The sequence below is a fragment of the Microcoleus sp. Z1_A1 genome (assembly GCF_036700305.1).
GTDB lineage: Bacteria > Cyanobacteriota > Cyanobacteriia > Cyanobacteriales > Microcoleaceae > Microcoleus.
In genome coordinates, this window is sequence record NZ_JAUBOR010000006.1 from 115,406 (window position 1) to 136,037 (window position 20,632).

The window sequence follows — 20,632 nt, forward strand, 5'->3', positions numbered from 1 at the left end:
GATACTCCATAATTTTACAGGCGGTATTTTGTTAAGGATTCCAGCCTACAAGTGTTTGCAGGATGCGTGCTAGAAATGTCAGGCAAACTTGTTCGCGCGCTACCAACGACGACAGTTGAACAATGTTTGATTCGTTGGGAAATTTTTCAATCCGTTTGGGAAAGAGCGATTCCCCAAAAGCGTGATCGAACATAAATAATATTTCTTCCCAGCGAAACACTTCTTTTCGAGATGAAGTGATAGCTAATAAGTGATTCCGGTGGTTTTGAAGCGCCTGAGCCACTAGGTAGCAAGCTTGACAGTTATCTATTACTGCGATCGAATCTGTCGGAATCCCGCGCGAGAACAAAGTCTCTAAAGCCGGAGCCAAAGGTCGAGCAAATACCAGATAATTACCTTGGAGCGGTGCTTGCTCTGCGGTGTATAGCGTCGCCTCCGGGTTTATTTTGAGGCAACCCCGGATCAAATTTGCAAACGGTTCGTCTCCTACCAGCGTCCAGTTCGTATAATCTGTTTCCCACAGCCGAACAAGTCCGCGCCCCATCTCCTGAAAGGTTTGATAGCAGTCTTTTGCTTCCAGACTGACTGTTTCTGGTCGACTAATTGTTCCGTAAAGAATTCGGTCTTTGTGAACGGGTGCTTCCAAAATTCCGAGGCGCAAGAGCGTTGTTGCCATAACTTGCACCCCGAAATGAATTAAGCCGCCTCGCTCCTGGGAATCAAAATCGTGGAACAATACTTGGGCACCCGGTTTAAGAAAAGGAACCCAGGATTTAAAATCTTCAAAGACGTGCTGGAGAGCGTGGCTGCCATCTATAAACAGTAAGTCGATCGGTTTATTAACTGTTTCTTGCCAACTTTGAGCACCTTCTACTGAGGGTTGAGCATGAATGGTAACGTTTGTATTTTTTAATCGTTCATAAGCTTCTGCGGAGGGAGCAATATCGTAGGAGTGAATTTTAGCTCCCCTGGTGCCGGCAATCGCTTGGAAGATAGTAGCCGAACCACCTTGAGCAGTACCAATTTCAACAATTATGCCGTTGTCGGGAACTAAAGCCGCCCGCTCTGCAAGAGTTTCTTGTTCAGTATCCCAAAGCTGTGAAAAACTGGATAACTGCAATTTTAGCTGTTCAATTACACTCATTTTTTTGATGTTTCCCTATTGAACTCCAGTCGCAATGCTGGCTTGACAATTACTTAAGAACCAATCGTAAGTCAGCGATACAGCAGCATAAAAAGACGTTTTCGGCTGCCATCCCATTGAACTCAGTTTACTAGAATCAAGAGCTTTCAGCGGCATTCCGTCTGGCTTCCTAGTATCAAAGCGCAAAAGCCCTCGATAACCAACTGCGTCTTTAATCAACTCAGCGAGTTCTTTGATAGATAAATCCAACCCACCGCCTATATTAATCGGCTTTTTTTCGTCATATTTGTCCATAATAAAAAGACAAGCATCTGCTAAATCGTCCGCTAAAATAAACTCCCGCCGAGGAGTACCAGTTCCCCAAATCTCTACAAATTCTGCATCTGCAATTTTTGCTTCGTGCATTTTGCGGATCAGCGCTGGTATGACATGAGACTCCTCCAAACTGAAGTCATCCCCAATGCCAAAAGCATTGGCTGGTATCCCGCTAATGAAATTTGCACCGTATTGCTGGCAATAGGCTTGACATAGCTTAATGCCAGCAATCTTAGCCACAGCATAAGCTTCGTTAGTAGGTTCCAAATTGCCTGTCATTAGTGACTCTACTTGCATTGGCTGCGGGCTGTGTTTGGGATAACTACACGAAGAAGCCAGGTAGAGCAGTTTCTTGACACCGCAGCGATAGGCACAGTCGATGACATTGCATACTACCAACAAATTGTCAAGCATCAAGTCAGCGGGATATTTTTGGTTGGCGCTGATGCCTCCCGATTTCCCCGCTGCCAGAAACACATAGTCTGGCTTGTTGCTAGCGAAAAAGTCGCTCACCTGTTCCCTGTCGGTAAGATCCGGCTCTGCTGGGGGAAGGCCTGCCAGGTGCTTGTAGCCCTGTTGTTCTAGTTGCCGTAACAGGGCGGCTCCGATCAGAGTTTGCCCCCCTGCCACATAGATGTTGGCGTTTTTGTCCACGGCGTCTCTCCTACGGCGAAGTTTGAGTTAATTCTCGAAAAGCGTCTACTGTTTGGTTGGCGCGAAGTTTCTCTAGGGCTGAGTAATCTTCTTGGGGGTCAAAAAAGATAATTTGACTCCCAGAAAATTCAAATTTGAACGGTACGTGGAGCAACTTGTTGAGCTTTTCTCTGACTTCTGGCTGGCGATCGGGAGGGACAAACAGCAACAAGAAGCCACCGCCGCCAGCTCCAGTCAACTTGCCACCGGCGGCACCGGCAGAGCGAGCCATTTCGTAAAGTTCGTCTACCTGGGGATTGGAAACTTTTTCACTCAAAGAACGTTTTGCCTGCCACGTTTCGTGGAGCAGTTCCCCAAAGCTAGTTAAGTCGCGATCGCTTTTTAAAACCCCAATGCTCTCTTCTACTAAATCTTTCATAATCCTTAACTGCCGCCTTTTGGCATCTAGGTCGCTGACATAACTATCGGCAACGTCTGAAGCCGTACGCTTAATGCCCGTGTAAAACAGCATCAGGTGAGAGTTTAGTTCCGTGATGCGCTCTGGACTCAGCGTCATGGGCCTGACAGAAATTTCACCGTTCGGCAGAAAATTAACGTGATTGAGACCGCCATAGGCAGCCAGCACTTGATCTTGAGACCCAACTGTTTCTTTTAAAATTTCCTGCTCTACGTGAATGCTTTCTTTTGTTAGCTGTTGCTTGCTGGGCATTTGACCTTGCAGAGCATACAATGCGTGCAGCAAGCCCACAGTAAATGCGGAGCTTGACCCCATGCCACTCCGGGCTGGCAAATCGCCATCATGAAGAATAGAAATTCCTCGGTCTAGTTTCAAGTAGCCTAGGACGGCTCGAACTGCTGGATGCTCTATCTCATCAATAGTTTGACAAGTTTCAACTTTCGACCATAGTACCTGAATTCTATGTTCAAAGAATGGTGGGAGATAGCGACAGGTCAGATAGCAGTATTTGTTAATAGAAGCTGCGATGACAGCACCTCCGTGTTGGCGATACCAGGCTGGATAGTCTGTGCCACCACCAAAGAAAGAAATCCGATATGGCGTTCTGCTAATAATCATGTTGTCTCAGTTTTAACGGATCATCCCTGTCAGCCCTTGGAGGAAATCGTGAAGCGGCGTCCGAGCAGGCGGTACAATGTCTGGTGGCAAAGCATCGGGGTTGAAAAACTGCAATGCTTCGCTTTCACTACTTGGTTCGAGTTCGCCAGATATTATTTTTGCCTCTAGTATGATATCGACTAGCTGAACAACGTCGCCGTTATCCAAAAAGGTGACTATACGGAATTCGTCTGGTTCGGAATAAACGCCTAATAGCTGCGTAATTTCAATATCAAGTCCGGTTTCCTCTTTCACCTCTCGCACTGCTGCTTCCCTGACAGATTCTCCCGCCTCAATTCTGCCTCCAGGCAGCCCCCACAGACCGCAGTCGCTCCGTTTTTCAAGCAATATCCAGCCACGAGAGTCTCGGACGATCGCGGCGGCACCCACTCTGACGCGAGTATTTGCATCGGCTGCCTTCTGAGCATACATTTTTTCTGCGATGGGGTTCACGCAGTTGCTCCCCGCTCACTAAAGAGATGAGATTCGACTAAGCTACACAAGATGTGTTCCACTGCCAAATGTCCTTCTTGGATGTACGCGGTGTTGGTGCTGGGTACGGCAATGGTTACGTCTGCGATCGCAGCTAGTTTACCACCGGTACCAGTAAGGGCGATCGCCGCTATTCCCATTTTTTTAGCGGCGGCGATGGCGAGCACCACGTTGGGTGAACTACCGCTGGTGCTGATGCCGATCAATACGTCTCCGGGTTTTCCCAGGGTTTGTAATTGACGCTCAAAAACGCTTTCAAAACTGCTGTCATTGGCAAAGGCGGTTAAAAATGAGGTATCGGTTGTGAGTGCGATCGCAGGCAATCCGGGGCGCTGAAAGTCTTTACTCAGCCAGTTGACAAATTCAGCCGCTAAGTGCTGACAGTCCGCTGCGCTGCCACCGTTGCCACACAGCATTAATTTCCCACCAGTACGAAACGCTTCTGCAATTAGCTCAGCAGCATCGAGAATTGAATCCATACAGGCTGAGGCAATTTGGCGCTTAATGTCAGCACTTTCTTGCAAGTGCAGCGTGACAGCTTGCTCAAAGCCCAATCGGCTTGTTTGTTCTAAATCGGTAGCGGTTCTACTGCCAGGGGTTAACTCCTCGTTTGCGATCGCGCCACGCTTTTGCATTTTCTCACCCAATAGTTCAAAGTCTAGCTGCATTATTAACTATTTTCCTTGTTTCTAGAGCTATTAAGCGCTCAATAATCCGCGCCGCTTCGAGCAAATCATCTACCACGTAGTCAGGGGAAAGAGTTTGGCTAGCTGCCACCTCAGCACCGTAACCCGTTCGCACTAGGAAGGTTATTGCTCCTACCCTCTGCCCCAACTCGATATCGCAAGGCTTGTCACCGATGACAAAGGTATCTTGGGGGTTGAACCCGTATTTTTCTGCTGCCTGTTCTACTAAACCCGTTCGCGGTTTGCGACACTGACAGTCGTCTAGGGGAGTATGCGGGCAAAAGTAAATATCTTCTAGGTAGACACCTGCATGGGCTAGAAGTTCCCGCAGTCGTTGGTGAATTTTACCGAGACGAACCTCATCAAAGAAGCCTCTACCAATGCCAGATTGATTTGTGACTGCAACCAAACCCAGCCCCATTTCCTGCATCAGGCGCAAACCCTCAGCCGCCCGCGGCAGCAGTTCTACCCGGCACGGGTCAGATAGATAGTGGCACTCCTTAATAATTGTGCCGTCACGGTCTAGCAAAACAAAACGCCGCTGCATAGTCTTACATCGGAAGTTCAAATCTGTATTCATTTGACTTGTTCGCCCAAAAGCAAGTCTTGGTATTCTTTCATTTTTGAATGATCTCTTGCGGTCAAACTGTGATAATAATCGTTGAGAATCATCCTTCTTTTTTCGGGAACTAAACAATCCGCACTTTGATCTCGCTGATATATTAACTGAAGGTGATGATAATTATTTGCCACCAATGTTGACTGTTCGCAACTGACTACTTGCCATTTATCATCAAGATTAACATCAGCGGGTGACTGATACCCCAATGGGTCTAAACCGTGACAACTGTAAACAAAAAAGTAGCCGCCATCGCCTATGCTTTTCTCGACCCATTGCACATAGCTATCTACTACCTCGACAGTCATTTCTTGAAAACTAGCCAAGGCCAACACGACATTTGGCTTGATATCTAAACAATTTATTGCATTGCATTCTACGAGAGTAATATCTGCATCTTCAATGGCTACTCCTGTTCCTAAATCAGATTGGGCATCTTGACCTTTTAATAAATGCCCGATCCGAATATCGGGGAGAGCTTGTTTTAAAAAATGGTATTGCAATAATATACTTTCGGGAATGTCTACTATCACTACCTTGGATTTGGGGAATAACACTTTCCAGATATAGGATAGTAAACCGTATCCTCCTCCGATTTCTACTATGACATCCGGCTCTTTCTTGATATTGGCAAGCAACTTAAATGCAAAATAAGCCTGTCGCAGAAAATTTCCCGAAACATTTTGACTGCCGAGAGCAAACTTCTTAGGAGGGTTGCCAGCATCTGGTTCTGGGATCTGAATAATTTTTTGATAAATTGATTCTCCCTGATATAGCTCGTAAGAGAGAGGGAGAGAATCGTCAGTTGTCCTTCCATAAAATCCATAGGTCAGCCCAGATGTGGGATTAGCTAAATTATCTAAGCGTTCAACAGATATATCCTGCATAGACTTGATCTCCAAGTATTTTCTCCATTCCGAAGAGACCATTTCATTTTTGTTTGAAGAAGCTACTTGGATTCTCTTTAAAAGGAATTCTTCATCGCCAGCATTCAAAATTCTGTAGCTTGGGTTCATAATCTAGCTCCTTAAGTTAGTCAACAGTCAATTTAATTTGATTTCATTCCCCGAAAAAAGTTCTCTGCTACAGCATATGATTCAGGCGTACCAATGTCTAGAAATCGACCTTGATTGCCGTAGCCGTAAAGCCCTCGCTCCATCCAAGCGGGAAACATCTCTCGCTCCAAGGATACAGGAATGCCTTCGGGAATAGTTAAAAGCAGGGAGCGATCGAGCAAGTAGATGCCAGCATTAATCCAGCCAGACCCCTCAGTAGCGCCCTTTTCTTCAAACTTCAGCACTCGCCCGTCCGCGTCCACTTGCACTCGACCGTAACGCCTAGTGTCGGACACTTGGGTGAGCAGTAGCGCTACCTCTGCGCCTTTGCCGGCCCGCCACGCCCAAAACTCGCCCAAATTCGCATCACAAAAAGAGTCTCCGTTCATCACCAACACAGAACTAGACTGAATCAGTGGCAGCGCCAAGCGCAAGGCTCCGGCAGTGTCTAGTTGGGAGGTTTCTTGAGAATATAAGAGGCGCATACTGCCACAGGCATCACCGAAGGCAATTTTTACCTGTTCGCCCATGTAGCCTGTACACAAGACAGCTTTTTTGATGCCCGATCGGGCTAACTGTTGCAAGAGGTATGCTAAGAAGGGGCGATCTTGAACTTCAGCTAGGACTTTAGGGCGGTCACGAACGACCGATCGCAGCCTCGTTCCCAATCCGCCCGCAAGAATAACTGCCGTACAAGCTTGGGGGTCAGACAAACTGAAACTTTTCTTAGATTCAGACATTTTTAAAAGCCGACCTTCCGAGCATTTGGTATCCTTTGAGCAGTTCTTTGATGCCATCATCTATGGATCGTTTAGCTTCAAAGCCAGCCTCTCGCAACCGCTGGTTGGAAACGATGTAATTTCGCTTGTCAGGGTCGCTACCTATAGGTGCAAAGTGAATGTAGAAGTTGGGCACGTACTCCTTGACTTTTAGCGCTAATTCAGCTTTTGATAAGTTAGCTGCATCCAGCCCGACGTTGTAGGGTTTTCCTACCATCCGATCGGAGTTTTTAATGCAGTGAATCATGCAGTCTGCTACATCTCGAATGTGTATGTAATTGCGCTTGAAGTCTTTTTCAAAAATTACCAGGTAGCCGTCCGTAATGGCGGTGTAAACAAAGTGGTTTACCAGCAAATCCAGTCGCATTCGGGGGGCCATGCCGAATACTGTAGCTAAGCGGAGGGTGACGACGTTGGGGGTTTCCAACAGTTCTAATTCGGCCTGAACTTTGGTTTGACCGTACAGAGAAATTGGATCTAGTGGCGTATCTTCGGTACAGTAGGTGTCGCCGCTCTTAGTGCCGTAACCGCTGTTAGTATTGGGGTAAATAACTAGCTGTTGCGGGCTGCGAAGGCGGTTGATGAGCTGTATGGCCTCCAGATTAGTTGATTTGGTTAGGCTGAGGTCGCGTTTGCAAGCTGAGGCTCCGACAACTGCGGCTAGAGGTATAATGACATCTGCATTTTTAATCGAGCGCTGCATCAATTCTTCATCCCGTACATCGCCGAGGATAAAATCAAAGGCGGGGTTGGCACAAAGATGGAAGAGGGTATTTTGATTGTAGATAAGGTTGTCGATTGCGGTGACTCGGTATCCAGCGTTGAGTAGATGCTCACACAAAACTGAACCTAAATAGCCAGCGCCTCCAGTAACAAGTACATTCACAGTCATTTTTTTGTTTACTCCAACACCTGTCAAGTCATCATAAAGCGTCCGGTTCATAAAATCAACACCTGTGATCAGCTAAACGAGAAAGCTTGTTCGCGTCCCACCCCGTTTCATTGACTTAAAGCCTAATTTATTTATCAGAGGATGAACAATACTTTAGTGAAACTAACTCTCTCAACTAGGTTCTTTTTTACAGTATTTAGAGCTTAACAGACCGCTCGCTCATCTTCCCAGCTTCCTCCCTTATGCCCACACCTTCCAAGGAGCCTCCCCATTATCCCACAATTCGTTCAAATACTTATACTCCCGGTAAGTATCCATCACGAAAAAGAAACCGTCGTGACGGTATGCCATCAACTTCCCTTCCTCAGCCAAACGCTGCAGTGGTTCTTGTTCTAAAACACAGTCATCTCCCCCCAAATAATCAAAAATGCGACGGTTGAGTACCATATATCCCGCACTTGCCACCCCATCTAACAGAGGTTTTTCGATAAATTTCTTGACGATCCCCTCACCGTCTAGTTGTAAAATTCCGTAGCGAGAAACTGGTTGCACCGCAGTTATAGTTGCTAACCTGTTGTGCATTTAAATTGAATGTCAAAAAATAATCTAAGTCTTGTGGGGAGTAGGGGTTGGGCGTCTCGCCCGCCCTGAATATGCAATTTAAATGCGTGACAGCTTAGCTTCCTGTGAGAATTGTGAAAATCAACTAGCTGATTAATATCTACATCAGCTAGGCCATCTCCATATGTTACCATAAAATTATCGCTGTCGATATATTTTTCGATACGCTTGACGCGCCCTCCAGTCATGCTTTCCCAGGCAGTTTCCGCCAGGCTTACTTGAAAATATTGCTCCTGGTGTTCTTCGTGATAGGTAATCTGATTTTGGCGGCCCAGGCTAATAGTAAAATCATTATTCATCGCTTCATAATTCAGGAAATACTCCTTAATCATGTTGCCTTTGTAGCCCAAGCATACAATAAAGTTCAGGAATCCGTAGTGGGCATAGGTCTTCATAATGTGCGAGAGAATCGGTCGCCCGCCCACATCAACTAGGGGCTTGGGACGAAATTCTATTTCTTCTCGGAGACGTGTCCCCAAACCGCCGGCTAGTATAACTACTTGCATTTTTTCACCGTTGTAAACCTCATCAACTCTCTAGTTACAACAGTGGAATCCTGGGAAGCGAACAGGCTCAATAAACTCGCTTTCAAATATGCGATCGAGCAAATAACCCAATTTAGGTATATCAGCCGGAATCCCGTCCTTCATCTTTCGATAATCCCGATCGCAACTAATCACCCCTCGGTTAGTATAAGCGATCCACTGACCCCGATATTTCTTCAACTCCCGGCGATTAGCTTTATACCACTCCTTAGCTGTTGCATATTCTCCTTCCATATTTTCACCTCATAATTTTCCCTCAACTCATCCTCGCATCTACCATCATCCGCACCACATCATGCATCTTATACTTCGCCTCCCAGCCCAATTTTTCTTTGGCCTTACCCGGATTTCCCCTCCCAACTGCAATCTCCGTCGGTCTGTAAAGACTCGCATCCGTTACCAAATGTTCCTGCCAATCCAAACCCGCAGCAATAAACGCTGTCTGCACAAACTCCTCCAAAGGATAACTTACACCCGTCGCAATTACATAATCGTCCGGTTCTTCCTGCTGCAACATTAAATACATCGCCTCCACATATTCCGGCGCCCAACCCCAGTCTCGCTGCACTGAAATATTTCCCAAATGCAGTTTTTCGGAACTACCTGCAGCAATTCGGCAGACAACAGATACAATTTTTTGGGTGACGAACCTCTCCGGCCGCAGCGGCGACTCGTGATTGAACAAAATACCAGAACACGCAAACAAATTGTACGCTTCTCGATAATTCGCTACTTCCCAAAATGCCGTTGCTTTCGCTACCGCGTAAGGACTTCTGGGGCGAAAAGGCGTATTTTCATCCGCTGCACTGCCTCCGGTATCCCCAAAACATTCGCTGGAACTGGCATTGTAAAGTTTAATTTTTCCGCCTGTAAACCGAATTGCTTCTAACAGATTCAATGTGCCTGTGGCAATGCTTTCGAGGGTTTCTACGGGTTGTTCAAAAGACAGAGCGACGGAACTTTGACCTGCTAGATTGTACACCTCATCTGGCTCTATTTTGGCAAGCACTTGCAAAACGCTGCGAAAATCGTTGAGAGACATGGATTCTAGTTTTACTCTGTCTCGGATGCCCAAACGGGCCAGGTTTCCGAAACTAGACATTTGGGCGTCCCTGGATGTGCCGCAAACTTCATAACCTCGATCGAGCAGCAGTTTAGCTAAATAAGCTCCGTCCTGACCTGAGATACCACAAATCAGTGCTTTTTTCATATAAACTATTTACTTTGATGATTCGGCGGTTGAAACCGATCCTACACAAACAAAATCTGCCTCCGCAGACTAAGAAGTAGGTTGGGTTTGCTATCGTTCAACCCAACTTACATATTTTGGATTTTACTTAAGCTGACTGTCGGCCACTCCCTAGTCCGCCAGGGAATGAATTCCCTGTCTAATAGCTAAAGTCCTCTTAAGAGGACTAATGAGTTTAAAAGTCTTCTTCTGACTTTTTTTAAGAAGACTAATAAGTTTAAAAGTCTTCTTCTCAGTCCTCTTAAGAGGACTTTAGCTTTGAGGCAGGGGTTTCAACCCCTGCCGGACGGCTGGACTGCCGGAAAGAAGTCAGGGATCTAACCTTCCCAACGTTCGGCGACCAATTCAGCCAAGTCAACCACCCGCTGACTGTAGCCCCACTCATTGTCGTACCAAGCCAAAACCTTCACCATGTCGCCATCCATCACCAGCGTCAAGCTGGAATCCAGAATCGAAGAAGCATCACTTCCGCGATAGTCGCATGAAACTAAAGGCAAATCGTTGTACTCCAAAATCCCTTTCATGGAGCCTTCGGCGGCTTCTTTGAAAACTTGATTTACTTGCTCGGTAAAAGTCTTTTTCTCTACCTGAGCCACAAAATCAACTACCGACACATTAGGAGTCGGGACGCGCATGGCGATACCATTTAACTTGCCCTTCAATTCTGGAATCACCAAAGCCACAGCTTGTGCTGCTCCGGTAGAAGTCGGCACAATATTCATTGCTGCCGCCCGGGCCCGCCGCAAGTCGCGGTGGCTAGCATCCAGCAAGCGCTGGTCGCCAGTATAGCTGTGGGTAGTGGTCATCATGCCTTTGACGATGCCAAAATTTTCGTGCAGCACTTTCAGTACAGGAGCCAGACAGTTGGTAGTACAGCTAGCATTGCTGATGACTGTGTAGTCACTGTGCTTGTAGTTGTGGTGGTTGACTCCCATCACATAAGTGCCAACTTCAGAACCCTTGCCGGGAGCGGTAATTAGCACTTTTTTAGCGCCGGCAGTGATATGCTTCGATGCACCAGCTTGGTCAACGAAGACGCCGGTTGATTCAATAATCAGATCAATACCCCAATCTTTCCAAGGCAAGTTTAGCGGGTTGCGATCGCTCACGCATTTAACTGTCTTCCCATTTAGGGTAATGGAATTTTCATCCGCACTGATGTCCACATTCTTCAACGTTCCCATCATGGAATCGTATCTGAGCAAGTGAGCATTACTTCTGGGATCGGAAGTGTCATTAATAGCTACCAACTCTAGCTGGCTGTTTTCTCTGCCCAGCCAGCAGCGCGCAAAACTGCGCCCGATACGTCCAAAACCATTGATCGCGACTCGAATCACTTTAGTACCTCCTAACGATGGCAGCCCCTAGCTCAGGCTTAAATTTTGGAAAAATTTAAGAATTGACTTTTGACATTCTCACCGGACTAAAGCCACGGTGATTCCCAAACCTCACGATTTGAGTTTCTGCTTCATCGCAACTGCCTCCACCCACAAGGAGTTTTCTGGTCTTATGTTCGCTCCACAGACTAACCCCGCTAGCCCAGCGGTTTTTATGCGTCGAATACCTAAAAGGAATTCTTATCTGTTGTTTTGATTCCAGGGATGTTTACCATTGCCCTATCCTCTTTTCCCGGTCTACCGATTTGTCTGCGCCGCCAGTTGTACTGGACTTCGCTCGTTAGGCTGTCTGAATCCATCGTCGCGGGTGGGTCATTGACCAAACTATAGTTTAATATAAAGCGGTCTTAAAACGACGGGGTTTCCGCCCACCTTTCTGATGACACCAGATCATATCGCAAAGCTCGATCCTTTCTAACTTTTTGTGTTTATCAAAAAACCTGAACTTTTCTAGAAGGCTGAAATTGCAAGGCAGAAGGCATTAGGCTTTCTGCTGCTGCTTACTGATGTTACAAAGTAAACGATTTCTTAGAATATTCGGGTAAATCATTGTAGAACCTGGTAATATGGTTGGAAAACGCAAAAATACCCCCTAGCGATGACCAGATATGTCACACCACGAGAAGCTTGCAAAATCTTGCAAGTCTCAGACAAAACCCTTAGAAACTGGGAACTTGTCGGCAAAATATCAGCAATCAGAACTCCCTCTAACCAGCGACGCTATGATATCGACAGCGTTCTCGGAACCGGACATGACCGAGTTACAGCCATCTACGCCAGGGTCAGCAGCTACAAACAGCGCGAAGACCTTGATAGGCAAGTCAGTTACCTCCAAAGCCTCTATCCGCAAGCTAAAGTCTTTAAAGACATCGGAGGCGGACTCAACTTCAAAAGAAAAGCGCTTCTTGCCCTTCTGGGACAAGTCATGTCAGGAGATATCTCAGCAGTTGTGGTCGGACACCAAGACAGACTGTGCCGGTTTGGTGGCGACCTTATCAAATGGATCTGCGAGCAAAACAATTGCCAACTCATGGTTCTCAGCAGAAACGAGTTGTCTCCAGAACGAGAAATGGTTGAAGATGTGCGACATGAAGTCGTGCGATTAGTGGAATCTGTTCCACAAGAACTGAGGAGCCTTCTTCTCCAGGAAATTCTTTCTTCCTGTTCCCATGTAAAAGGGTCATAGAGACCCCGCCAGTGTTCAGAGTAAGTAATGAAATGGGCATTAAGCAAGGCACAGAAGCTTAATATACTCTTAGCCTAAAAGGGTAAATCAAGCGAGGGAAAGTCTCATGAGGGTTAACGAAAGTGAATCTTCCTAAGTTCCGTTATCCATTAAGATGTGAAATCAGGCTGATACACATCAACCAAAAGGTAAGTAGAGCGGTAGTTAGATGTCTTCAATAACTACGGAAGAACTAAGCCTCTACCGGAATATAGAAGGAACCCAAATGAGACGGATGTTCAACGCACGAAACATGGTAAGCCCTATGGGTTCTCATCCTTATGAGTAAACCAACCGCAAGGAAGGTGAAAACCTAGAGGGTAAAGGAGGTTGGAGAAAGCAAACGCTCTTGTGTAATGCAAGAGATAAGGGTTCAAAATTTGCCCCGAATCGAAAGATTGCAAACTTCCAACTGGTCTTAAACGATAAAACACTGTAAAGAATCCAAACCAAGATGGAAGATAGAACCAGTAATGGTATCGGAATCACGGAACTCAATTCAGAATGGGCAAACCTTAACTGGAAGTCCATTAAGAAGAATGTTAGGAAACTAAGACAGCGAATTTATCGGGCAACCCAGAACAAAGAGTGGAATAAGGTTAGAAACCTTATGAAACTTATGCTACGGAGTTATTCTAACCTGCAATTGTCTGTAAGACGAGTTACTCAGGAGAATCGGGGGAAGGGAACGCCAGGTATTGATGACCAGACAATTCTTAACCCAGCACAAAGAATACAACTAATCCAAGAAATGGGAAATTATACTCCTTGGAAGGCAATTCCAACCAAAAGAGTTTACATACCTAAATCCGACGGTAAGAAAAGACCTTTGGGCATTCCGACTATCAAAGACCGAGTATTACAGGCAATAGTTAAAAACTCTTACGAGCCGCATTTTGAATCTAAGTTTGAAGCTAATTCGTATGGCTTTAGACCAGGTAGAAGTACCAATGACGCAATAGAGCAATGCTTCAGTCGTCTACAAAAAGGTAAAGACACATGGGTTCTTGATGCCGATATCAAAGGAGCTTTTGACAACATTAACCACGACTTCATCCTCGACGCAATCAAAGAGCTTCCAGGAAAAGAGCTAATTAAACAATGGTTAAAGGCAGGTTACGTTGAAGCTGAGGTATTCAACCCTACAACTAGCGGAACCCCCCAAGGTGGCATAATAAGCCCCCTACTGGCGAACATTGCACTAGACGGATTGGATAAGCTTCTTACGAAGTACACAAAAATATCCACCCAAATCCGAAAAAGTGGTAAGAGACAGGGGCAGCAAGAGAACGTAAAATCACCAAAATACGGATTTATCCGATATGCTGATGATTTTCTAATCACCGCTAGAACCGAGGAAGATATTAAAGCAGTAGTGCCTATAGTCGAGGACTGGTTGAAAGAAAGAGGACTGACTTTAAACCAAGACAAAACCACTATCGCCGAGATAGGTACAGGAATTAACTTTCTTGGGTTTAATCTACGACAGTATAAAGGAAAACTATTAACCAAGCCTCAAAAGGAAAAAGTTTTAGCATTCCTTCAAGAACTGCGTGACTGGTTGAGAGTAAATAAAAGCCTTCCACAAGATGTCGTAATAACACATCTCAATCAACAGCTAATCGGATGGGCTAACTACTACAGAGCGGGGGTGAGTAAAGAAACATTCTCTTACGTTGACCACATGGTTCACAAAATGCTGTGGGCATGGGCAATCAGGAGACACCTGAAAAAGGGTAAAGAGTGGGTGAAGAATAAATACTTCCGCGAATTAAAAGGGAAGGAATGGAACTTCACAACAGAGGTGCCAGACAGACATGGAAAACCCAAAATAGTATCTGTAAGAAAAATTTCTCAGATACCAATTATACGCCATATCAAAGTCAAAGACACCTCATCACCCGATGACCCCACCCTAGCCAAATACTGGGAACAACGGCGAACCTCCACCGGAAAAATTCGATGGGATAAAAAGTCCAAATACTTTAAAGTCGCTGAAAACCAGAAATGGAAATGCCCAGTATGTGGCGAAAATCTGTTCAACGGAGAAGAACTACATCTTCATCACATAACGAAAGTTAAAGATGGAGGTACAGAAGATGAGGTCAATCTCGTCCATGTACACAAAGCCTGTCATATACACATACACACAGGTAAGCAATCTGGAAAGCCATAGGCTTGAGCCCTATGATGCGTAAGTATCAAGTACGGTTCTTAGGGGAGGGGGATATGGTGACATATGCCTCCTTACCCGACATCCTTGCCATCATCCACGTCTTTAGCAGCCGACTCTATGGTTTGCGAAAATACAAATCTGCTATCAAAGAAGATTCGAGTTTACCCGGAAACCAAGCTAGCAGCGAAGTGGAGGAGTTGGATTGCAGCAAGTAGATGGTGTTACAATCAAGCAATTGCTATCCTGAAAGATGAAAAAATTGGTAAGTATGGCTTAAGGAAGAAAATAATGGACTCAGCCCCTAGTTGGGTGTCTGAACAACCTTACAATCCGCGTCAAATGGCAGTGTTCCAAGCTTTTGAAGCACACAAAGCAGCTAAAAAGACAAAAGGAACGGCAAAATTTAGAAGCCGTTTCGACGCATCTGAGACTATCCGATTTCAAACGTCCAATTGGAAACTAGGAACTTTTTACCCACTTTCTACTAAGGAACTAACATTCAAGTCATCGGAGCCCATTATCGAGGTAATGCAGCACGAACCGACACTTAGCTTGATTAACAGGCAATGGTTTATTTGCTATGCAATTGATGTACCAAAAATCAAGCCAATTGAGAGCGATTTAGTTATTGCTTTAGATCCGGGTGTCAGAACTTTTCTTACTGGTTTTGATGGTAGTGACTTCATCGAAATAGGAAAAAACGATATCGGTCGTATCTATCGCCTAGCAAGGCATCTAGACAAATTAATGTCCCGTATTGGAGTAAGTAAAGGGAGAGAGTTCAAGCGACTAAGGTATTGCCTGCGAAAATCAGCAGCCCCAATCAGGAGCAAGATTAAAAACTTGGTCAATGAACTACACAAGAAAGCTGCAAAATATTTGACAAGCAAGTACAAGTTAATTTTCTTGCCAACCTTTGAGACACAACAAATGGTCAAAAAAGGCAAACGCAGGTTGGCGACTAAAACGGCTAGAGCGATGGTTACGTTGAGCCATTATCGCTTTAAACAAACGTTGAAGCATCAAGCTACCAAGCATGGTGGTGTTGTAGTAGACGTGACAGAAGAGTACACATCGAAAATCTGTTCCAAATGTGGACACGTTCATTCTAAATTAGGCGGGTCTAAAATATTTAAATGTCCAAAGTGCGGACACACTCTGGACAGGGACAAAAATGGCGCTTTCAATATTTTATTGAAAGCTTTGAGAGATACCTCCTTGATAGGAGAGCTTGCTGCTTTTTCTATCTTGCCATACACGGTGATTCCTGGCTTAGTTCGGGATTTACCGGGTTAAATGTATCTGGTAAAGCTGATGGGCTGCAATATAAGTCCCGACAACTTCCGGGACTAAGTAGCGGAGGTCGAGCCTTTCGGCGCAGCAGCGGCGGATGTGGCTGGACGAAATCTCGATCGCACGCATGGACAGCACTTCCCAGCGAATTTCCACGTCCACAAGAGCCATTTGTTCGGCAACTCGTCGGCCCACAGCAGTCGCCTGAACCTGCATCCTGTCTCCCCCGGAATCGAGGGGTTTTCCACCCGGATAATCTCCCCACTCGGACAGTCCCCCACTCTCCTTGCTTTCTGCTGTCACTCGATCTCCGTGAGTCGGACGTGGGGCCACCAACCAGTCGCACAACCGGGCAATTTCGGCGCACCGGTGCCATTTGGGAAGAGTAAGGAGTGCGTCACTACCAATAATCCAGTACCAGCGATGATCGCCGGGATACAATTTTTGCAAATACAGCAGGGTGTCGATCGCAAAACAACTGCCTCTGGGATTGGCCGACCGCGGCGAAATTACGAAGTCTGGGCGATCGGCGATCGCCAGAGCAAGCATTTCCCGCCGCTGCTCAAAACTTGCCAAATCCGGGCGCTCTTTGTGAGGAGGAGAGCGATCCGGTACCCAAATGACTCGATCGAGAGCAAATTGACTCGCAGCCGTTTCGGCTACCAACACGTGACCCCAGTGAACCGGGTCAAAAGTCCCCCCCAAAACCGCTATTTTCCCCATATTTCCCCCAAATCAGGATTAATACAGACATCGCGCCAATTTTCTGTTTATACGCTTTTAACCATAAGCTCGTTTATGAGAAAACCCTCGCTTTACATCGGCGACAAACCCCTAGACGACCCTAGTTTCGACGATCGTCCTGGACGCTGAAACCGGTTTTTTCAACCCCCTTAATTCGTCCAAACCTTCAATAAGACTTAAAAAACCCGCTTCTGAGCGTCGGAGTGGTTTCGGGACTGGATGATTAACCTTGCCAATATTAATCCCAACTTGTTTCTCGTTTTGCGATCGACCGCCTGAGCATTCGTTTGTGGGCTACCGAAAAAGTTTTGACGGTAGATATACTTAGCGCACTGGTAAAAATTTTAAGGACTGCCAAGAGCGTCGATCGGCTTCTCGATCAAAACCAATGATTTGGTTTGATCTATGGCTTTGCGACTATTTCGACAAACTGCATAACTTGTATATATACAATAAAGTCAGAATATATACTATAGCTGCGATCGTGTCAATCTCTCACTTTCAAGAAAAAATGACCGTAGGAGTAGATAAATGACTACAAAATGAGCGAAATTTTGTTGTTCGTGGTAGTGTTTGTAAATCCTTATGGGTTTTACCCTCAATCTTGGTAGAAAGGTTGTGGGGCTTTTGCTGCCGTATCCCAGCACAGCAGGCGGATAGAAATAGAAAGAATGCAGGAGTATGCAACCACCCAAAATTAGTCTATTGGCCCCGACCCCAGACCCCGTTTTCTGTTACCTGCAATTTTCGAGCTGTGACTGTTCCGGAAAACTACTCGGTACTAAGTCATATAGGATACAAGACAAACATCTCTACAAGTCCCTCAAATCTAGGGACACGCAGAGAATTTTGTACAAAATCTCTAGCGAACTGTATCCTGAAAAAACAATTCTTGATATGATATCGCGTGTTATTGGCGTGGTGTGGTGTGTGAGGAGCAAAGATGCCGAGTTCTGTTGATTTTAGCGGTAGACCATTTCATTTCATCGGCATTGGTGGGATTGGGATGTCAGCCCTTGCCTACATTCTAGCTAAACGCAAGTTGCCTGTGTACGGCTCGGACATTAAATCGAGTCACATAACCGAGCGCTTGCAAGGAATGGGAGCTCATATTTTTTGGAGTCAAGACGCCAGCAATTTTGAATTATTTGAAACGGCCCTTAACGGTAGCAGTCCCGACTGCGGGCAACAGGAAAGAGCAGTATCCTCGATAGTCGCGGGTACGGTAGGAACTTCTGTCGCGACAGCCGAAGCTGTCCAATTTAACGGCAACGGTTCAAGCGCCCAAGCAATTCCGGGATTGCCTCAAGTAGTATGTTCGACGGCTATTCACCCAGCCAATGCCGAATATCGAGCTGCTTTAGATTTGGGCTGTCCGATTTTTCATCGATCGGATGTGTTGGCAGCGTTAATTCAAGATTACCAAAGCATAGCCGTAGCCGGGACTCACGGCAAAACTACTACTAGCAGCTTAATCGGCTTCATGCTGATGGCTGCGGGTCTAGACCCGACGATCGTAGTAGGAGGCGAGGTAAATGCTTGGGAAGGCAATGCCCGTTTGGGGGAAGGCCCCTACTTAGTGGCCGAGGCTGATGAATCCGACGGTTCTCTCGTTAAGCTAGTAGCCAAAATTGGCATAGTAACGAACGTGGAACTGGATCATCCAGACCATTACGATACCCTTGACCAGGTAATAGACACATTTAAGGTGTTTGCCCAAAACTGTCAAACCTTGGTGGGCTGCATTGACGACCAAATCGTCAAAGATTCCCTTCAGCCTAATGTCAGTTATAGCTTGCAGCCGGACAGCGGTGCTGACTACACGGCATCGGGCGTGGAGTACGGGGCCGAAAGTACCAAGGCCCGAATTTGGGAGCGAGGAGCTTTCCTGGGGGAAATGGAGTTGAAGTTGCTGGGTACACACAATCTCAGCAATGCACTAGCTGCGGTAGCAGTAGGCCGATTGTTGGGGTTAGAGTTTTCGGCGATTGCCAAAGCGATTGCTGGCTTTGAAGGAGCTCGTCGCCGTTTTGAGGTGCGGGGTTTTCACAATGACATCCTGTTTGTGGACGACTACGCTCACCATCCTAGCGAAATTCGTGTCACCTTGGCGGCCGCTCGCTTGCGTATCGAAGGTAGCGAAAAAAATCCCAAATCCCGAAGAGTGGTTGCAATTTTTCAACCCCACCGTTACAGCCGGACTCTGACATTTTTGCCAGAATTTGCTCAATCTTTTGGGGATGCTGATTTGGTTGTGGCTTGCGATATTTATAGTGCTGGGGAACCAAATTTAGGAGAGATTAGCGGGCAGCAGGTTGCTGATTTGATTGCTAAAGAAGGCCGAGAGGTTGAGTTTGCGCCTTCCCTAGAGTCAGTCACTCAGTTTTTAACCCAAAATCTGCAACCGGGGGATTTGGCTCTGTTTTTGGGCGCTGGTAATCTGAATCAGATTATTCCAGAGGTTATGGCTTTTTATCAAGAAGCCGATCGCCCCGATTAGCTCGCGAACAGAGTAGAGTCGATCGACATTATGGCGTTGCACTTTGTGTCGAAACTTCTGTCGGACGGCTCGCTCAAAGGGGCGACATAAGTTAGCTAAATGGATTTTCAACCCTGTCTTCGAGCGAAGGTATTTTTAAGGATTTTCAAGATGGTGACTATCTCGAATGACTCCTCTGTTAAGGACAATCGGCGAGTGTATTCTCCTATTTCTTTGCGGGGAACTGATTGCAAGATTAACTCCCAAGTTTCGCTGGCGGGCCTGACTTCCTTCCGAGTCGGTGGCCCCGCCGAGTGGTACGTTGCTCCCCGCAGTATGGAGGCTTTGCAAGCGAGTTTTGCCTGGGCACACGATGAAGGGGTGCCGGTGACTCTGCTGGGTGCGGGTTCTAATTTGTTGGTGAGCGATCGGGGTTTGTCCGGTTTGGTCGTCGGCACTCGCTACCTCAAACAGGTGAATTTTAACCCAGAAACAGGTCAAGTTACGGCGGGGGCGGGGGAGTCAATTCCCCGCCTTGCTTGGTTGGCGGCTAAACGGGGCTGGAAAGGTCTAGAATGGGCAGTCGGCATACCGGGTACGGTGGGAGGGGCTGTGGTGATGAATGCAGGCGCTCACAGAGGCTGTACTGCTGATATTCTAGTCAATGCTCGCGTCCTATCCCCCGGTGGTAAGGTGGAAATTCTGACTCCCCAAGAGTTGGAGTACCGCTACCGGACTTCGGTGCTGCAAGGGGGCGATCGGCTAGTAACAGAAGCGACTTTTCAGTTACAGCCGGGATTCGACCGATCGCAAGTAATGGCAGAAACTAATGACCATTTCAGCCAGCGGCGGACAACTCAACCTTACCACTTACCGAGCTGTGGCTCAGTCTTCCGTAACCCTGGCCCCAAGACGGCAGGTTGGTTCATCGAACAAGCGGGACTGAAGGGATATCAGATCGGCGGTGCACAAGTAGCTCAGCGCCATGCTAATTTTATTCTTAACTGCGGGTCGGCAACGGCCAATGATATTTTTCAAGTGATCCGCCACGTTCAACAGCAAGTCGAGCAGCGGTGGTCGCTGTTGTTGGAGCCAGAAGTTAGAATACTGGGAGAGTTTCCCTTCTAAGGCATCATTGAAGTAATACGGAAAC

Annotated in this window: 20 protein-coding genes and 1 pseudogene; 6 read left to right on the forward strand and 15 right to left on the reverse strand. The window is 46.5% G+C overall.

Annotation, left to right across the window (positions count from 1 at the left end; genetic code table 11):
* Positions 1 to 31: 31 nt before the first annotated feature.
* The 14 genes from QT973_RS05800 to QT973_RS05865 form a co-directional block, all read right to left on the reverse strand.
* The gene (locus tag QT973_RS05800; RefSeq protein WP_333390869.1) at positions 32 to 1,144 is read right to left on the reverse strand and encodes a class I SAM-dependent methyltransferase; all 1,113 of its coding nucleotides are present in this window, start codon (positions 1,142 to 1,144) and stop codon (positions 32 to 34) included.
* Positions 1,145 to 1,159: 15 nt separating this feature from the next.
* Positions 1,160 to 2,113, reverse strand: coding sequence for a GDP-L-fucose synthase (locus tag QT973_RS05805; protein WP_333390871.1), 954 nt, complete (start codon positions 2,111 to 2,113; stop codon positions 1,160 to 1,162).
* Between the two features lie 10 nt (positions 2,114 to 2,123).
* Positions 2,124 to 3,188: a GHMP family kinase ATP-binding protein gene (locus QT973_RS05810; protein ID WP_333273432.1), complete on the reverse strand. Its 1,065-nt coding sequence runs from the start codon at positions 3,186 to 3,188 to the stop codon at positions 2,124 to 2,126.
* Between the two features lie 12 nt (positions 3,189 to 3,200).
* Entirely contained in the window at positions 3,201 to 3,659 is a 459-nt protein-coding gene (locus QT973_RS05815; RefSeq protein WP_333390875.1) for an NUDIX domain-containing protein, read from the reverse strand.
* 17 nt (positions 3,660 to 3,676) lie between these two features.
* Positions 3,677 to 4,387, reverse strand: a complete 711-nt coding sequence (locus tag QT973_RS05820) for a D-sedoheptulose 7-phosphate isomerase (protein ID WP_333390878.1) — start codon at positions 4,385 to 4,387, stop codon at positions 3,677 to 3,679.
* Complete coding sequence (locus tag QT973_RS05825; protein WP_333273438.1) at positions 4,371 to 4,985, reverse strand: HAD family hydrolase; 615 nt, start codon at positions 4,983 to 4,985, stop codon at positions 4,371 to 4,373. The genes QT973_RS05820 and QT973_RS05825 overlap by 17 nt, the downstream gene beginning before the upstream one ends.
* Positions 4,982 to 5,911, reverse strand: a complete 930-nt coding sequence (locus QT973_RS05830; protein WP_333390881.1) for a putative sugar O-methyltransferase — start codon at positions 5,909 to 5,911, stop codon at positions 4,982 to 4,984. The genes QT973_RS05825 and QT973_RS05830 overlap by 4 nt, the downstream gene beginning before the upstream one ends.
* Positions 5,912 to 6,072: 161 nt before the next feature.
* Positions 6,073 to 6,819, reverse strand: a complete 747-nt coding sequence (locus QT973_RS05835; RefSeq protein ID WP_333273444.1) for a nucleotidyltransferase family protein — start codon at positions 6,817 to 6,819, stop codon at positions 6,073 to 6,075.
* Positions 6,812 to 7,801 carry an NAD(P)-dependent oxidoreductase gene (locus tag QT973_RS05840; protein WP_333273447.1) on the reverse strand — a complete coding sequence of 330 codons (990 nt, stop codon included), beginning with the start codon at positions 7,799 to 7,801 and terminating at the stop codon, positions 6,812 to 6,814. The genes QT973_RS05835 and QT973_RS05840 overlap by 8 nt, the downstream gene beginning before the upstream one ends.
* 189 nt (positions 7,802 to 7,990) lie before the next feature.
* Positions 7,991 to 8,332, reverse strand: coding sequence for a sugar phosphate nucleotidyltransferase (locus QT973_RS05845; RefSeq protein ID WP_333273450.1), 342 nt, complete (start codon positions 8,330 to 8,332; stop codon positions 7,991 to 7,993).
* The gene (locus tag QT973_RS05850) at positions 8,317 to 8,877 is read right to left on the reverse strand and encodes a sugar phosphate nucleotidyltransferase (RefSeq protein ID WP_333273453.1); all 561 of its coding nucleotides are present in this window, start codon (positions 8,875 to 8,877) and stop codon (positions 8,317 to 8,319) included. Before QT973_RS05850 ends, QT973_RS05845 begins: the two co-directional genes overlap by 16 nt.
* 30 nt (positions 8,878 to 8,907) lie before the next feature.
* Positions 8,908 to 9,150 carry a DUF5678 domain-containing protein gene (locus tag QT973_RS05855; protein ID WP_333273456.1) on the reverse strand — a complete coding sequence of 81 codons (243 nt, stop codon included), beginning with the start codon at positions 9,148 to 9,150 and terminating at the stop codon, positions 8,908 to 8,910.
* 22 nt (positions 9,151 to 9,172) lie between these two features.
* The gene (locus tag QT973_RS05860) at positions 9,173 to 10,126 is read right to left on the reverse strand and encodes a GDP-mannose 4,6-dehydratase (RefSeq protein ID WP_333390885.1); all 954 of its coding nucleotides are present in this window, start codon (positions 10,124 to 10,126) and stop codon (positions 9,173 to 9,175) included.
* Between the two features lie 356 nt (positions 10,127 to 10,482).
* Positions 10,483 to 11,502, reverse strand: coding sequence for a type I glyceraldehyde-3-phosphate dehydrogenase (locus tag QT973_RS05865; RefSeq protein WP_333057138.1), 1,020 nt, complete (start codon positions 11,500 to 11,502; stop codon positions 10,483 to 10,485).
* Between the two features lie 658 nt (positions 11,503 to 12,160).
* On the opposite strand from QT973_RS05865, the gene QT973_RS05870 reads away from it, so the two are divergent.
* From QT973_RS05870 to QT973_RS05885, 4 genes and pseudogenes are all read left to right on the forward strand, one after another.
* Positions 12,161 to 12,748 carry an IS607 family transposase gene (locus QT973_RS05870; RefSeq protein WP_333057139.1) on the forward strand — a complete coding sequence of 196 codons (588 nt, stop codon included), beginning with the start codon at positions 12,161 to 12,163 and terminating at the stop codon, positions 12,746 to 12,748.
* 493 nt (positions 12,749 to 13,241) lie between these two features.
* Positions 13,242 to 14,963, forward strand: a complete 1,722-nt coding sequence (gene ltrA / locus QT973_RS05875; protein ID WP_333057140.1) for a group II intron reverse transcriptase/maturase — start codon at positions 13,242 to 13,244, stop codon at positions 14,961 to 14,963.
* Between the two features lie 77 nt (positions 14,964 to 15,040).
* Positions 15,041 to 15,178: pseudogene (locus QT973_RS05880) on the forward strand (IS607 family transposase); the annotation flags it as partial.
* Positions 15,117 to 16,259, forward strand: coding sequence for a transposase (locus tag QT973_RS05885; RefSeq protein ID WP_333057152.1), 1,143 nt, complete (start codon positions 15,117 to 15,119; stop codon positions 16,257 to 16,259). The pseudogene QT973_RS05880 and the gene QT973_RS05885, both read left to right, overlap by 62 nt.
* On the opposite strand, the gene nadD is transcribed toward QT973_RS05885, so the two are convergent.
* The gene (gene nadD / locus QT973_RS05890; RefSeq protein ID WP_333057141.1) at positions 16,248 to 16,979 is read right to left on the reverse strand and encodes a nicotinate (nicotinamide) nucleotide adenylyltransferase; all 732 of its coding nucleotides are present in this window, start codon (positions 16,977 to 16,979) and stop codon (positions 16,248 to 16,250) included. The genes QT973_RS05885 and nadD overlap by 12 nt on opposite strands.
* Before the next feature lie 964 nt (positions 16,980 to 17,943).
* On the opposite strand from nadD, the gene murC reads away from it, so the two are divergent.
* Complete coding sequence (gene murC, locus QT973_RS05895) at positions 17,944 to 19,500, forward strand: UDP-N-acetylmuramate--L-alanine ligase (protein WP_333057142.1); 1,557 nt, start codon at positions 17,944 to 17,946, stop codon at positions 19,498 to 19,500.
* A gap of 150 nt (positions 19,501 to 19,650) precedes the next feature.
* Positions 19,651 to 20,607 (forward strand): UDP-N-acetylmuramate dehydrogenase, encoded by a 957-nt coding sequence (murB, locus tag QT973_RS05900; RefSeq protein ID WP_333057143.1) that lies wholly within the window; start codon positions 19,651 to 19,653, stop codon positions 20,605 to 20,607.
* The last annotated feature ends 25 nt before the right edge of the window (positions 20,608 to 20,632 follow it).